Consider the following 12,785-nt stretch of genomic DNA (forward strand, 5'->3'; position numbering starts at 1 on the left):
CTGTGGCTGAACTTCGTTCCTTCATCTTCATCGACCGGCTGCAACCGCAGACCATGTCGTATCTCGGCACCTGGATCAAGGGTGCTCTTCCCCGTGCCGATCAGGCCGCCCAGATCATCGAGGTGGCACCCGGACTGGACATCGAGGGCGTCACCGACGTCGCTCTCAAGCACGCCGAGGTCAAGGCCGGAATCCTGGTGGTAGAGCGGCAATTCGGCTATCTGGAGTTCCACGGCGAGACCGGCGCGGTCAAAGCTGCCGCGGACGCCGCACTGGACGAGCTGGGCGGCAACACCGGAAGCGCGGTGCAGCCGAACGTGCTGGCCTCACGGATCATCTCCAGCGTCGACCACCAGCATGCCTTCCTGATCAACCGCAACAAGATCGGCTCGATGGTGCTCCCCGGGGAGTCACTGTTCGTACTCGAGGTGGCACCCGCGTCCTACGCCATCCTGGCCACCAACGAGGCCGAGAAGGCCGCGGATATCAAGGTGGTCGACTTCCGGATGATCGGCGCCACGGGCCGCGTGTACCTGTCCGGGACCGAAGCCGATGTTCGCACGGCAGCCGAGGCGGCCCGGGACGCACTGGCGAGGGCCACCGCGTGAGTATCAACCGGGACGAACTGCGCGCCCTCGTGCGTGAGGTGGTGCGGGATGCCGTCCGCGATGTCGGTGCTGCCACGAAGACTCCGGGGCCGGTGGCTGTCCCCCCACCACCGGCTCCGGCTCCACCCGCCCCGCCGACGGTCGCGGACCAGTTCGGCGTGGAACCCACCGGGCCCCGTGCCGTCGACGGCAAGAACCGCACCGAGACAGTGCAGCTGACCAATGACCGGGACCTCGACAGCTTCGTCCGGAAGCTGTTGCGGCTCTTCGAAAGCCCGAAGACCCGGGCGGACCTCAAGGCAGGCCGGCTCAGCTTCCGGCTGGCGGGATCGACCCGGCCATCCGGCGGAGGAGCCAGCAGGCGCATCGAAACCGGCGCGGTAACCGAACGGCAGATCGCCGACATGGCCGGCGGCACGCTCGTGCTCGGCCGCAAGGCGGTGCTCACCCCGCTGGCCCGAGAAAAAGCCCGCACTCTGGGGATCACGATCGAGAAGGAGCGCAAATGATCTCAGCGGTTGTCACCGGCAACGTGTGGTCGACCCGTCGGATCGACGGCATCCCGCCCGGCGCGTTCCTCGAGGTCGAGATCGACGGCACCGGGTCGAAGCTGATCGCCTTCGACGTCCTCGGCAGCGGTGTGGGCGAGCGGGTTCTCGTCGCCCAGGGCTCCGTGGCCTCGGGCTGGTTCACCGGCACCCCGCCTCCGGTCGACGCACTCATCATCGGATCCATCGACAGTAAACCTGATTCCAACCCCAAGAAATAAGGAGAAACACCAATGTCCAGCAACGCAATCGGACTGATCGAGACCAAGGGCTACGTGGCTGCGCTGGCCGCTGCCGACGCCATGGTGAAGGCCGCCAACGTCACCATCACCGATCGTCAGCAGGTCGGCGACGGCCTGGTTGCCGTGATCGTCACCGGTGAGGTGGGTGCCGTCAAGGCTGCCACCGAGGCCGGCGCCGAGACCGCCTCGCAGGTGGGCGAACTGGTGAGCGTGCACGTCATCCCGCGTCCGCACAACGAACTCGGCGCGCACTTCGCGGTCGCCAGCAAGTAGCCATGCCGACCAAAGCAGAGGAGAGCACGCGGATTCGCACCCAGATCCGCGTCTACCTGTTGGTGGAGGACCTGCAGCGCCAGTTCGCCGCCTACCTCGGAACGCCGACCCGGGCCCGGGGTTATCCACCGTACGAGGGTGAGCACGCGCTGATCGTCGAGGTGTCCCCCGCCTTGGCGATCGAGCGGGTGATCGACCTGGCACTGCGTGAGGTCCCCGGCATCCAGCCCGGAATCCTCTACGTGGAGCGCCAATTCGGTGTTCTCGAGATCCACTCGGCCAATCTGGAGGATGTGCAGCGGGCCGGCGAGGCGATACTGGCCGGCACCGGCAACAAGGCGTCCGACCAGCTGCGGCCGCAGGTGCTCTACCACGACATCATCGAGAACATCACCGATCAGCATGCGGTGATCCTGAACCGCAACCGGCAGGCCTCGATGATCCTGCCCGGGCAGTCATTGCTGGTGTACGAAATGACCCCGGCGTTGTTCGCAGCGGTGGCGGCCAATGAGGCGGAGCGGGCCGCACCTGGGCTTACTGTGGTCGACGTGCAGATGATCGGCGCCGCTGGAAGGCTCTACATCGGCGGCAGCACCGCTGACGTGACCGTGGCGAGGGACCGGATCACGGCGGTGCTCGATGGTATTGAAGGACGGGATCACTGATGAGCGCTTGCGCGAAGAAGAGATTGCACTGATGAGCGCTTGCGCGAAGAGGAGAAGGCGCTGATGGTCATCACCGACGAGATCGATGTCGCCCACCTGGCGTTACGCCAGTACGACATCGGGACGGACGCGACGCTGCGGTTGCTGAACCTGTCCGAGAATGCCACCTATCTCGTCGAAGATGCCGGCGCCCAGTCGATCCTGCGGGTGCACCGGCAGGACTATCACCAGCCGCACGAGATCGAGTCGGAACTCGACTGGCTGCAGGCCTTGCGGGCCGACAGCGACGTCACGGTGCCCACCGTGCTACCGGCCCGCGACGGCCGGCGGCTGGTCACCGTCAACGCCGACGGAACCGACCGCCACGCCGTGCACTTCGGCATGGTCGCCGGGGCCGAGCCCGACGAGGGCACGTTGACCCTCGACGATTTCCACACGCTGGGCCGGATCACCGCTGCGCTGCACGACCATTCGCAGCGGTGGGAGCGCCCGCCCGGGTTCGGCCGGTTCTCCTGGGACTGGGAACACAGCCTGGGGGCGGCTCCCCGTTGGGGCCGCTGGCACGATGCCGAAGGTGTCGGCACGGCCGAGCAGCAGGTGCTGGAGCGCGCCCAGGCGCTGCTGCACGATCGGCTGCACGCCTACGGCACCGGGCCCGACGTCTACGGCCTGATCCACGCTGACCTGCGGTTGGCCAATCTGCTGGTCGACCCTGACCCCGCGGGAACTCCCAAGATCACCGTCATCGACTTCGATGACTGCGGATTCGGTTGGTATTTCTATGATTTCGGCACCGCGGTGTCGTTCATAGAAGACGACCCGGCACTGCCGGAATGGCAGGACGCCTGGGTGAGCGGATACCGCACGCGTCGCGACCTGCCTACCTCGGACGAGGACATGCTGGCGTCGTTCGTGCTGCTGCGCAGGCTGCTGCTGCTGGCCTGGATGGGCAGCCACAGCCACTCCAGGGAATCGGCGACCAAGGCCATCAGCTACGCCGCGGGTAGCTGCGAACTCGCCGAGCGCTACCTGCGCTCCAACGGCCTCACCCTGACCTGACTCTCAAAGGAACCCAAACATGTTCGCATCGCTTCAGGGCCGTTCGGCCATCGTCACCGGCGGCAGCAAGGGCATCGGCCGCGGCATCGCCCAGACGTTCGCCAACGCCGGCGTGGACGTCCTCGTCACCGGCCGCAACCAGGCCGACCTCGATGAGGCGGTCGCGGCGCTCGCCGACGCCCCGGGTCGGGTCAGTGCCCTGCGCGCGGACGTGACGAGCCCCGAAGACGCCCGCCAGGTGGTCGGTGCCGCCGTCGAGCGGCACGGCGGGCTGGACATCGTCTGCGCCAATGCCGGCATCTTCCCGTCCGGACGTCTGGAAGACCTCACCCCGGACGACATCGACCAGGTGCTTTCCGTGAACTTCAAGGGCACCGTCTACATCGTGCAGGCTGCCCTCGCCGCCCTGACCGCGAGCGGCCACGGACGCGTCGTCATCACGTCGTCGATCACAGGCCCCATCACCGGCTACCCCGGCTGGTCGCACTACGGGGCGTCCAAGGCCGCCCAGCTGGGCTTCCTGCGCACCGCCGCGATGGAGCTGGCCCCGAAGAAGATCACCATCAACGCCGTGCTGCCCGGCAACATCATCACCGAGGGCCTTGTCGAAATGGGCCAGGACTACATGGACCAAATGGCCTCGGCCGTGCCTGCCGGCCGACTCGGATCGGTCGCCGACATCGGCAACGCGGCGCTCTTCTTCGCCACCGACGAAGCCGCGTACATCACCGGACAGTCGCTGGTCGTGGACGGCGGACAGATTCTGCCCGAATCTCACATGGCGATCGCTGAACTCTAGTTCAACCTGGATAGAATTGGCTGTACCAATACACGGGCAGGGGGCCGGGGTGGCAGTTCACAGCGAGGAGTTGCGCAGGCGCATCGTCGGCGATATCAACGCGGGCACCCCCGGCGCGAAACTGGGCAGTGAGCGTGAGCTGGCCGAGCAGTACGGCACCAGCCGCTCCAGCCTGCGCCAGGTACTGGCCGCATTGGAGGAAGCCGGGCTGGTGCACCGGGTGATCGGCCGGGCCGGCGGCATCTTCATCAGCCACGGCCAGGTCGAGCGACACCTCTCCGATGTGGTCGGCGTGCCCGCCTTCCTGGCCAATCAGGGGTACGTCGCGGGCACCCGAGTGCTCTCGACGCGCATCACCACCCCTGACGACGCCACCAAGACCGCCCTTCGACTGGGACCCGGCGACTACGTCATCGAGATCCAGCGAGTCCGTCTGGCCGACGGCTCCCCCATCTCGCTCGAACACGCGCAGTTCCCCGCCGACGCCTTCCCGGGTCTGCTCGATCAGCAGCTGGGCGGATCACTCTACGAAATCCTCGAATCCCAATACGGTTTGGTCACCGGCCGGGCCGATGAGCGGATCGAGGCGGTCAGCGCGACCAGCAGCGAAGCCACCCTCCTGGGGATCAAGCCCAAGGCGGCACTGCTGTTGATCACCCGGGTCACCTACGACCAGAACGGTTCTCCGTGCGAGTTCTCCCGCGACCTGTTCCGCGGAGACCGCACGGCACTGGCCGTCACGGCGAAGGGCAGCGGTATCGCCACCCACGCCGATGCCAACACCGCCTCGGTCACTTTGCAGCGCCAGGCCGGCTGAGCCATATCAGCCCGACCCCCGCACACGCGGCCGTCATCACGGCGAACGCCGTCGGGAACGAGAACGACGTGGCCAGCGCACCGACAGCCAGTGACCCCAGCCCCGTGCCCGCGTCGAAGCCCACGTTCCAGGCGACGCTGACCGCGCCGCGGGCATGCTCGCCCGTCGCGGCGAAGGCCTGCACCAGGGTGAGATTCTGCAGCCCGCCGTAGGCGGTGCCGAGCAGCGCGCAACCGAGAATCACCAACCCTCCGCCGACACCGATACCCACGGCGATCACCGCCAGACCGACCGCACCGACTCCCAGCATGGGAGCGATGAACCTCGCTGCGCCGTGCTGGTCGGCGACCCCGCCGATCAGCCACCGGGCCAACGCCGCCATACCGGTCATCGCCAGCAATGCCCCGAGCGCGGTCGTCGCACCGCCCAACAGCGGCGCGAACGTGAGGATCGCCCCGCCTGCAGCTGTGATCACCACGAGCGCGGCGATCGGGCCGACCAGCGGCCCGATGCCGTCGAGCCGGTCCGAATGCGGTTCGTCCACCAGGGTCGGTGCCGGGCGGGCGAACGCCAGCGGCACCGCCAGCAGAGGAATCGCGGCCAGCACGAAAACGAGCTGGAACCCGACGTGCTCGGCCAGCCACGGTGCCAGCGGGGTCAACACGAACTGCGGCGCCGCAATGGACAATCCGTACGCGCCGATCGCCCGGCCGCGGCGTTCCTGCGGGATCAGTGCGGCGATGCCCCTGACGCTGCATACCGTCAGGATGCCGAAGCCCAACCCCCGCAACGCCGCCAGAAGCAGTACCTGCCACAGGGAACCGGTCAGCGAGTGCAGCACGGCCGGTATCCCCAGCAGCACGAGCCCCAGCGCCTGCGTGACGCCCCAGCCGACCCTGCGCAACAGCCGGCCGACCAACAGTTGCGCGATGACGGTGAACAGCATCAGCACGCTGTTGACCGCACCGGCCCCCAGGCTGTCGGCACCGATGTGTACGGCCCACATGGGGGCGACCGGCAGCAGCAGGGAAAACCCTGCGAACCCCAATGCGGCACATGCCAACAACGCGGGCATGCCCGCTACCCGCCACACACTCACCGCTCGAACACCAACTCACCGCCGACGACGGTCGCGGCCACCAGATCGGCATCGAGCGCGTCGACCACCCGATGCGGGGAGCCCGCCAGCAGGCACAGGTCACCGGGCTCGCCGGTCGCGATACGCCGTGGCCGGGCCGGATTCTCCGCGCTGCCCAGAAACAACGTGAGCGCGCGCCGCCCCGATATCCGTTCGACCGGGTTGAGGACCACACCGTGCGGGGTGCGACGGTGCACGGCCGCGCGCATCGCGGCCCACGGGTCGGGGGCACCGAACGGCGCATCGGTGGACAATGCGACCGGCACGCCCGCCGACAGCAGAGTTGCCAGCCGCCAGAGCTGATCCTGTTCGGCGGCAGGCACATCCGTGCGGTACTGATCGCCCCGCTCGGCCACGAAGTTGGGCTGGGTCACCACGGTGATCCCCAGGGCTACGAGGTCGGCGATACAGTCTTGCGGCACCATCGCGGCGTGTTCGATCCGGTCGGCGGGATGGCTACCCGCAGCACGCAGCGCGGCGATCGTGACGACGAGTTGGGCCGAGGTCACGCAATGCACCGCCACCGGTTCAGCGGCCTGGTGCCGCTGGGAGATCCAGTGCGTCAACGCATCCAGATCGAGCCCGTCATCGTGCAGGATGCGCTTGCCCGGAGCCAGGTAGTGCGCACGTTGGCACATGCCCGTCGGGCGATCACCGGGCTGCAGGTCGGGCGTCGCATCGGTGAAGCCGGTGACGCCGTAGCCCGCCAGCCGGGCGCTCAAATCCGCGACCGCCGCGGGTCTGCGTTCCAGCGCCTCCGACCAGGTGCGGTCCGCACTGCGCAGACGCCCGTCGGGATGATCGTCCAGACCCAGCGCCGCGAGGCCCGCGGAATTCAGCGTCCACAACACGCCACTGCGGTGTTGCACGCGCACCGGGACATCGGGGGCCAACCGGTCCAGGGTGTCCCGGTCCAGCGGTCCGGCCACCGCCTCGTGGTAACCGACGGCACGGACCCAGCCGTCACTGCCAGCCACCGCGAAGCGCAATGCCCTGGCCAGCGCGTTCTCATCGGCCGCCTCACCGGGCCCGACGCGGACCGAATCCCACTCGGCCGCAGCCGAGTACACGTGCAGATGATGATCGTGCAGTCCGGGAATCACGGTGCCGAACGCGGCGTCGAGCACCTGTTCACCGGGCTCGGCAGGCAGTGATTCGGCGACCGCTTCGATGGTGTCGCCGACGCGGATGTCTGCCACCACGCCGTCCAGCAGGGTCGCACGACGAATCAGCATGGGGCATCGGTCCGTTCCGCCACCAATCGGAGTACCGCGTCGTTGCCGGATCCGAGTTCCGGGCCGGGCGGCCCGGCGGCGGGCCGTACCGGGGTCACCTCGGTATCTCCGCCGTCGCGGGAGCTGTATCCGGCTGCCACGGCGGCCATCGAGAATTCGATCAGCTCTCCGCCACCGCGTACCCGCGATGCCGCCACGGCAGCCGCGGCATCAAGCCCGGTGAGCGGGTCGGCGATGGCATCGCCACTGAATACCGGTGCACCCTCGCGGTATCCGACGAGGCCGCCTGACACCGCGGCGTCGTCGCCGAACGCCACCCAGCCGGCCTTCTCCCCCGCGGTGCCGTGCCCGGTGATGCGCAGCCAGATCCGGCCAGGCCGGGCCGGTATCGGGACCCAGCCCGCGTCGGCTCAGCGCGGCGGGTCGTGAGGCTTCGATGACCACATCAGCCACCTCGATCAGCGCGGCCAGGTCCCGGGGATCATCGAAATCGACCGCGTACGAGAGCTTTCCGCCGTTCATCCAGTCGAAGAACTCCGGCGGTCCGGCCCGGGTCCCGTCCGGACGACTCCGGCTCTCCACCTTGACCACGGTGGCCCCGGCCCGGGCCAGCAGCTGTCCGCACAGGGGCCCGGCCCACATCGAGGACAGGTCGGCCACCAGCACGCCGGCCATGGAACCGCTCCGGGCAGGTCCGAGAGGGCTCACCACCGGCGGTGCGGGTGCGGTTTCACCCAGCACAGCGACCGGCAACCCCAGCAGCCGAGCCCGGCCGGCCACCTCCGCGGCGGAGGTCACCTCCGCCCAGGCCCGGATGGCCGGCCAGGGATCGGGTTCCGCCGAATCGTCCTGCAACAGTGCGGGAACAGCGGCCACATCGTCGGGGCGCGACAACGTCAGCGCACACCATCCGTCATCGGTGGCCAGCAGCCGCGTCGCCCCGCCCGCCGAGACCTGCCTCCGGGGTGCGATGTCCAACAGGGCGGCGCGGCCGGTCAGCAGTTCGTCGGCGTCGACCCGCACGCCGGTCAGTGCCGTGAAGTCGTCGGCGACCTTCTGAGCCTGCCGCAGCAGTGCCCTCGGAATCGCCAGCGGTGTCATCAGAACTGCAACGCGCTGAACCGCCAGTCCAGCACCTGGCGGTCGTCGCCACCGTCGGGTCCGCCGGCCGCGTACACCAGCGAGCGCAGTTTGAGCACTCCGGCGTCGGCCGATTCCACATGCAGCTCACTGAAGAGGGTGTCGCCCTCGTGCACGGGACCGGTGTGATCGCAGGACTCCCAGCCCAGCACGGTGACCAGGTTCGGAAGCAACCGACTGGCCTGGGCCAGGGCCAGTCCGATGGTGTGCCCGCCGTACACCAGGCGCTTGCCGCCGGCGCGCCAATCATGATGGGTGGCAGCGATGTTCAGGGTCAGCCGGGCCAGTTCCGGGGCGCTGCTGACCACATCGGCGGTGCTGTGCAGCACCGCGCCGGCCAGCGCCGGGTCGAAATGTGGTCCGGGCACCCGGGTCCGGAAAGCGTCCGCATCCCAGCCGGCGGTGGGGTTCGGCGCGGTGGCGCCGGCCCCGATCGTCGACAGATCGTCGGTATGCCCGGTGTCGACGTCGTCGGCGGACAACGGCAGCATCGCGCAGCGGTAGAAGTCGAGAACCTTGCGATCCAAATGGTCGACAGTCGTCATCCGCAGCGCTGCCAGGCCGGTGGCCGCCCGTCCCGGCTTCGTCGAATTCTGTTTGAGACCAACCACTTCGGTGCGGGTGTACAAGCTGTCCCCGATCACCGGGCAGCGGTGGAACGCCAGACCCCGGTAGAACAGGTTGGCCTTGACGCGCTGGGTGACCAATGTGCTCTGCCCGATCGCGACGTCGCACACCAGCGCGGGGTGCGCCAGCGGACCCGGCTCGCCGGTCACCGCGGCGGCCAGTTCGGCGTCGAGCGCCAGCCGCAGCCGGTCACCGAGGATCGCCTGGTGCGTCGAGGCCGCACCGGCGGTCAAGGTCATCGACGGCGCGGTGTCGAATACCTGACCGACCTGCAGATCATCGAAGTACGGGCCACCAGTCACAACTGGCACTGTAGACCAGCCACCAGAAGCCGTTGCGAGCTAAAGCAGTAGATCAAGCGCCTGGCAGGTGCAGCCTGGTGAGTTCGACGAGATGCCGGCCGACGTCGTCGAGGGCATCGGTCTTCTGAGCCGCGATCGCCATGATGACCGCACCTTCGACAGCCGCTATCGACATGGTCGCCAGAGAACGGGCTGTCTCCGCATCCGCACCGGAGCGAACCAGCCGCTCGGCCAGGATCGCGTGCCAGTCCTGGATCGTTTCGGCGGCGACCTCAGCGGCCTTGGGTGCCTCACAGCGACCGAAAACGGCCGCGACGATCGGACAACCGGCCTGCAACTCCGTCTCCGCCAGTTGCAGTTTCCACTGGTCGATGAATTCCTGCACCGCTTCGGCGGGGTCGCGCCCGTCGTCGGTCGCGCGGATCAACGTCGTCAGCGTCTGCCCGGCTACCCGGGTCGCCTCCGCGACGAGTTCCTCCTTGCCGCCCGGGAAGTTCAGGTAGATGGTCCGCCGGGAGACGCCGCTGTCCTCGAGCAGTGCGTTCACCCCGGTGCCGGCGACACCGCGGCGCCGCAGCAACCCGGTCACGCTCGTGATCAAGGTGTCTCGTGCCGACATCGCGCTCGCCGCCTCCGTAGTCTTCAGCACCCCCACCACGTACTAAACCAATCAGTCTACCCGCGCCGTCCAGCGCTGACCGCTTCATTGCACTATACCGATCGGTGTACTACCGTCGCGAAAAGCATCCCCCGGCGCCATTTCGAGGAGACCGCCATGCCAGACATCCACGACCCGCTGCCGCTTGCCAGTGGCCAGGTCCTGCGCAACCGGCTGATGAAGTCGGCGCTCAGCGAAGGTCTTGGCGATGCCGGCCACGGGCCGGACCATCGGCTGATCGAGCTCTACCGGCGCTGGGGAACGGGCGGGTACGGGCTCGTGATCACCGGAAACGTGATGGTCGACCACGACCATCTGGGCGAACCGGGCAACGTCGTCATCGAGGACGACCGGCACCTCGACGGACTGTCGCGATGGGCCAAGGCCACGAAGGACGGCGGAGGCCTCATCTGGATGCAGGTGAACCATCCGGGACGACAAGCCAATCCGCTGGCCACCCGGTCTCAGCCCGTGGCACCGTCTCCGGTCCGAATGAGCGTTCCCGGATGGCAGGCACCGCGCGCCCTCACCGACGACGAGATCGAGGCCACCGTCGACAGGTACGCGCGGACAGCGGCGATCGCCGACGCGGCCGGCTTCGACGGAGTCCAGATACACGGTGCGCACGGGTATCTCGTCGCCCAGTTCCTATCGCCGCGGACCAATCAGCGGACCGACCGCTGGGGCGGCGACGCAGAGCGCCGGATGCGCTTCGTGCTCGAGGTGGTGCGGCGGACGCGGGCGGCCGTCAGCCCCGGGTTCGCCGTTGCCATCAAACTCAATTCCGCGGACTTCCAGCGCGGAGGTTTCACCGAGGAAGAATCCCGCGCCGTCATCGCCGCGCTGAGTGCCGAAGACATCGACCTGATCGAAATCAGCGGTGGCACCTACGAATCCCCCGCGATGGAAGGCAGGCCCGCGGTGCAATCGGCCTCCACCAAGGCGCGTGAGGCGTACTTCATCGAGTACGCGCTGGCCGCCCGGGAGGTCGCCGGGGACGTTCCGCTGGCCGTGACCGGTGGTTTCCGCACGGAGGGGGCGATGAGTGAGGCCGTCCGGTCGGGAGCCACCGACGTGATCGGGCTGGGCAGACCGACCACCGTCAACCCGGCGGCCGCCGACAGCCTCCTGGTGGCACGACAGGAGCGCCTCCGAGTTCCGGACATCTCGCCTCCGCTGCCCGCCCGGCTCGCGAACACCGCCCGTGCCAAGACTTTTCTCAGTGCGCTGGAACTGCAGTGGCATGCCACTCAGTTGCACCGGCTGGGCGCGGGCCACGATCCCGACCCGACGATCGGCCCGCTGATCACCGCACTGCGCCTGCTGAAGAGCAATGGACTCGACGCCTTCCGTGCAAGGAGGAGCTCATGACCGGCACGCAACCCGACAAGACACTGAGCAAGTTCCGCAGGGAGCGGGCGCTCGGACGCTATCTGCTGAACCCCACGATCACCGTGTTGGGGAAGCTGGGCGTGCGCACCGCCCTGGCTTCCGAGTTGGAGACCACCGGCCGCAAGACCGGCCAGTTGCGGAGGGTGCCCGTCTCCGCCCAATTCGACGCCACCGGGGCCTGGGTGATCTGCCAGCACGGAACCCGGTCGGGCTGGGGCAGCAACATCGCCGCGAACCCGAACGTCCGTCTACGGCAAGGGAATCGGTGGCGCACCGGCATCGCACAGTTCCGGCCCGATGACGACGTCGTCGCGCGGGGCCGCAAGTTCGGGGTGATCGGTGCGCGCGTCGTCAAGGCCCTGGAGACCACGCCGGTCTCGGTGCGCATCAACTTCAGCGACTGACGCCGACCTCGTCTATCAAGCCCCATGCCAGTGCGGTGGCCGCGTCGATGGTGCGCCCGGAGAGCACGAGATACGCGGTACGCCACCGGCCGATGCGACGCGTGATGCTCACCGTGCCGCCCGCCCCGGGAATCAACCCCAGCGCCAACTCCGGCAGGCCGATCGTGGCGTCTGGATGGCAGCTGACCCACCCGCAGTAACAGGCCATCTCCAGACCGCTGCCCAGCACCTGGCCGTGCACCTCGGCGCGGCAGCGTCGCCCCAACCTTTCGGTGATCTCGTCGAGCACCAGGGCCGGGCTGTGCCTGGTACGCGCCAGATGGGCGCTCGCAGGGTCGGCGAACGAACCGAATTCGGCCAGATCGCCACCGCTGCAGAATGATCGGCCGTTCCCGCCGAGCACGACCTCCTCGACCGACGGATCCAGCCGGGCCACCTCAAGTGCCTCCAGCAGCGCGCCCCGGGCATCGGTGGAGAACGCGTTGTGCCGCTGCGGCCGATTGAACCGGACGTGCAGGGTGTTGCCCTCGCGATGCGCCTGCACCGGCTCAGGTAGCAGCGGCACGGTCGCCGGGCCCCGTTCGGCCAGCCACCGGCCGAACTCGGGTCCCGACTGCAACGTCGAATACGCCAGCGACTCGGTGATCAGCCCGGCCCGGGTCGACCCGGCCGGATCGAGGGAACGCAGCACATCGTCACAGACCGCCGCGGCCTGCGGCCACGTCCGACACCGCTCCGTGAGCTCGCCCAGAGCCTGTTCGACCGAATCCACGGTGACCACCCGCCGGTCCTCGGCGGGATGTTCGGTCAGCGTGAACGTCGCGGTATCCGTCGGGATGTCGACCCCGACGCGGATTCCCGCGGGCAGCTCCAGAACG

Annotated in this window: 15 protein-coding genes and 1 pseudogene; 10 read left to right on the plus strand and 6 right to left on the minus strand. The window is 68.5% G+C overall.

Annotation, left to right across the window (positions count from 1 at the left end; genetic code table 11):
- Positions 1–2 precede the first annotated feature (2 nt).
- From ACNQVK_RS36035 to ACNQVK_RS36070, 8 genes are all read left to right on the plus strand, one after another.
- Positions 3–608: a BMC domain-containing protein gene (locus tag ACNQVK_RS36035; protein ID WP_276129495.1), complete on the plus strand. Its 606-nt coding sequence runs from the start codon at positions 3–5 to the stop codon at positions 606–608.
- Positions 605–1,117, plus strand: a complete 513-nt coding sequence (locus tag ACNQVK_RS36040) for a hypothetical protein (RefSeq protein ID WP_418033608.1) — start codon at positions 605–607, stop codon at positions 1,115–1,117. Before ACNQVK_RS36035 ends, ACNQVK_RS36040 begins: the two co-directional genes overlap by 4 nt.
- The gene (locus ACNQVK_RS36045; RefSeq protein ID WP_409552571.1) at positions 1,114–1,377 is read left to right on the plus strand and encodes a EutN/CcmL family microcompartment protein; all 264 of its coding nucleotides are present in this window, start codon (positions 1,114–1,116) and stop codon (positions 1,375–1,377) included. The genes ACNQVK_RS36040 and ACNQVK_RS36045 overlap by 4 nt, the downstream gene beginning before the upstream one ends.
- 12 nt (positions 1,378–1,389) lie before the next feature.
- Positions 1,390–1,671 carry a BMC domain-containing protein gene (locus ACNQVK_RS36050; protein WP_044514625.1) on the plus strand — a complete coding sequence of 94 codons (282 nt, stop codon included), beginning with the start codon at positions 1,390–1,392 and terminating at the stop codon, positions 1,669–1,671.
- Between the two features lie 2 nt (positions 1,672–1,673).
- Positions 1,674–2,336: a microcompartment protein gene (locus tag ACNQVK_RS36055; protein WP_090433533.1), complete on the plus strand. Its 663-nt coding sequence runs from the start codon at positions 1,674–1,676 to the stop codon at positions 2,334–2,336.
- Positions 2,337–2,399: 63 nt separating this feature from the next.
- Positions 2,400–3,395, plus strand: coding sequence for a phosphotransferase enzyme family protein (locus tag ACNQVK_RS36060; RefSeq protein ID WP_418034556.1), 996 nt, complete (start codon positions 2,400–2,402; stop codon positions 3,393–3,395).
- Between the two features lie 19 nt (positions 3,396–3,414).
- Positions 3,415–4,194 (plus strand): 3-oxoacyl-ACP reductase FabG, encoded by a 780-nt coding sequence (gene fabG, locus ACNQVK_RS36065; protein WP_418033609.1) that lies wholly within the window; start codon positions 3,415–3,417, stop codon positions 4,192–4,194.
- Between the two features lie 49 nt (positions 4,195–4,243).
- On the plus strand, positions 4,244–5,011 hold the full coding sequence (locus ACNQVK_RS36070) for a GntR family transcriptional regulator (RefSeq protein WP_418033610.1): 768 nt from the start codon (positions 4,244–4,246) through the stop codon (positions 5,009–5,011).
- Here ACNQVK_RS36070 and ACNQVK_RS36075 read toward each other — a convergent pair.
- The 5 genes and pseudogenes from ACNQVK_RS36075 to ACNQVK_RS36095 form a co-directional block, all read right to left on the minus strand.
- The gene (locus tag ACNQVK_RS36075) at positions 4,986–6,110 is read right to left on the minus strand and encodes an MFS transporter (protein WP_418033611.1); all 1,125 of its coding nucleotides are present in this window, start codon (positions 6,108–6,110) and stop codon (positions 4,986–4,988) included. The two genes, ACNQVK_RS36070 and ACNQVK_RS36075, sit on opposite strands and share 26 nt — an antisense overlap.
- Positions 6,107–7,384: an amidohydrolase family protein gene (locus ACNQVK_RS36080; RefSeq protein ID WP_418033612.1), complete on the minus strand. Its 1,278-nt coding sequence runs from the start codon at positions 7,382–7,384 to the stop codon at positions 6,107–6,109. Before ACNQVK_RS36080 ends, ACNQVK_RS36075 begins: the two co-directional genes overlap by 4 nt.
- Positions 7,378–8,485, minus strand: a pseudogene (locus ACNQVK_RS36085) (CoA transferase). Before ACNQVK_RS36085 ends, ACNQVK_RS36080 begins: the two are co-directional and overlap by 7 nt.
- The gene (locus tag ACNQVK_RS36090) at positions 8,485–9,390 is read right to left on the minus strand and encodes an acyl dehydratase (RefSeq protein ID WP_418034558.1); all 906 of its coding nucleotides are present in this window, start codon (positions 9,388–9,390) and stop codon (positions 8,485–8,487) included. Before ACNQVK_RS36090 ends, ACNQVK_RS36085 begins: the two are co-directional and overlap by 1 nt.
- Before the next feature lie 115 nt (positions 9,391–9,505).
- Positions 9,506–10,072, minus strand: a complete 567-nt coding sequence (locus tag ACNQVK_RS36095; RefSeq protein ID WP_418034560.1) for a TetR/AcrR family transcriptional regulator — start codon at positions 10,070–10,072, stop codon at positions 9,506–9,508.
- 156 nt (positions 10,073–10,228) lie between these two features.
- Here ACNQVK_RS36095 and ACNQVK_RS36100 point away from each other — a divergent pair, with 156 nt between their 5' ends.
- On the plus strand, positions 10,229–11,482 hold the full coding sequence (locus tag ACNQVK_RS36100) for an NADH:flavin oxidoreductase/NADH oxidase family protein (protein ID WP_418033613.1): 1,254 nt from the start codon (positions 10,229–10,231) through the stop codon (positions 11,480–11,482).
- Complete coding sequence (locus tag ACNQVK_RS36105) at positions 11,479–11,907, plus strand: nitroreductase/quinone reductase family protein (RefSeq protein WP_418033614.1); 429 nt, start codon at positions 11,479–11,481, stop codon at positions 11,905–11,907. Before ACNQVK_RS36100 ends, ACNQVK_RS36105 begins: the two co-directional genes overlap by 4 nt.
- Here ACNQVK_RS36105 and ACNQVK_RS36110 read toward each other — a convergent pair.
- Positions 11,897–12,781 (minus strand): enoyl-CoA hydratase/isomerase family protein, encoded by an 885-nt coding sequence (locus ACNQVK_RS36110; RefSeq protein WP_418034562.1) that lies wholly within the window; start codon positions 12,779–12,781, stop codon positions 11,897–11,899. The two genes, ACNQVK_RS36105 and ACNQVK_RS36110, sit on opposite strands and share 11 nt — an antisense overlap.
- Between the last annotated feature and the right edge of the window lie 4 nt (positions 12,782–12,785).

The organism is Mycobacterium sp. 134 (genome assembly GCF_048282715.1).
Lineage (GTDB): Bacteria > Actinomycetota > Actinomycetes > Mycobacteriales > Mycobacteriaceae > Mycobacterium > Mycobacterium septicum.

Excerpts from the sequence above, each read along its gene's own strand:
- ACNQVK_RS36045 (WP_409552571.1), top strand. The coding sequence starts at position 1,114 with ATGATCTCAGCGGTTGTCACCGGCAACGTGTGGTCGACCCGTCGGATC.
- ACNQVK_RS36050 (WP_044514625.1), top strand. The coding sequence starts at position 1,390 with ATGTCCAGCAACGCAATCGGACTGATCGAGACCAAGGGCTACGTGGCT.
- ACNQVK_RS36055 (WP_090433533.1), top strand. The coding sequence starts at position 1,674 with ATGCCGACCAAAGCAGAGGAGAGCACGCGGATTCGCACCCAGATCCGC.
- ACNQVK_RS36060 (WP_418034556.1), top strand. The coding sequence starts at position 2,400 with ATGGTCATCACCGACGAGATCGATGTCGCCCACCTGGCGTTACGCCAG.
- fabG (WP_418033609.1), top strand. The coding sequence starts at position 3,415 with ATGTTCGCATCGCTTCAGGGCCGTTCGGCCATCGTCACCGGCGGCAGC.
- ACNQVK_RS36080 (WP_418033612.1), bottom strand. The coding sequence starts at position 7,384 with ATGCTGATTCGTCGTGCGACCCTGCTGGACGGCGTGGTGGCAGACATC.
- ACNQVK_RS36090 (WP_418034558.1), bottom strand. The coding sequence starts at position 9,390 with ATGACCTTGACCGCCGGTGCGGCCTCGACGCACCAGGCGATCCTCGGT.
- ACNQVK_RS36095 (WP_418034560.1), bottom strand. The coding sequence starts at position 10,072 with ATGTCGGCACGAGACACCTTGATCACGAGCGTGACCGGGTTGCTGCGG.
- ACNQVK_RS36100 (WP_418033613.1), top strand. The coding sequence starts at position 10,229 with ATGCCAGACATCCACGACCCGCTGCCGCTTGCCAGTGGCCAGGTCCTG.
- ACNQVK_RS36105 (WP_418033614.1), top strand. The coding sequence starts at position 11,479 with ATGACCGGCACGCAACCCGACAAGACACTGAGCAAGTTCCGCAGGGAG.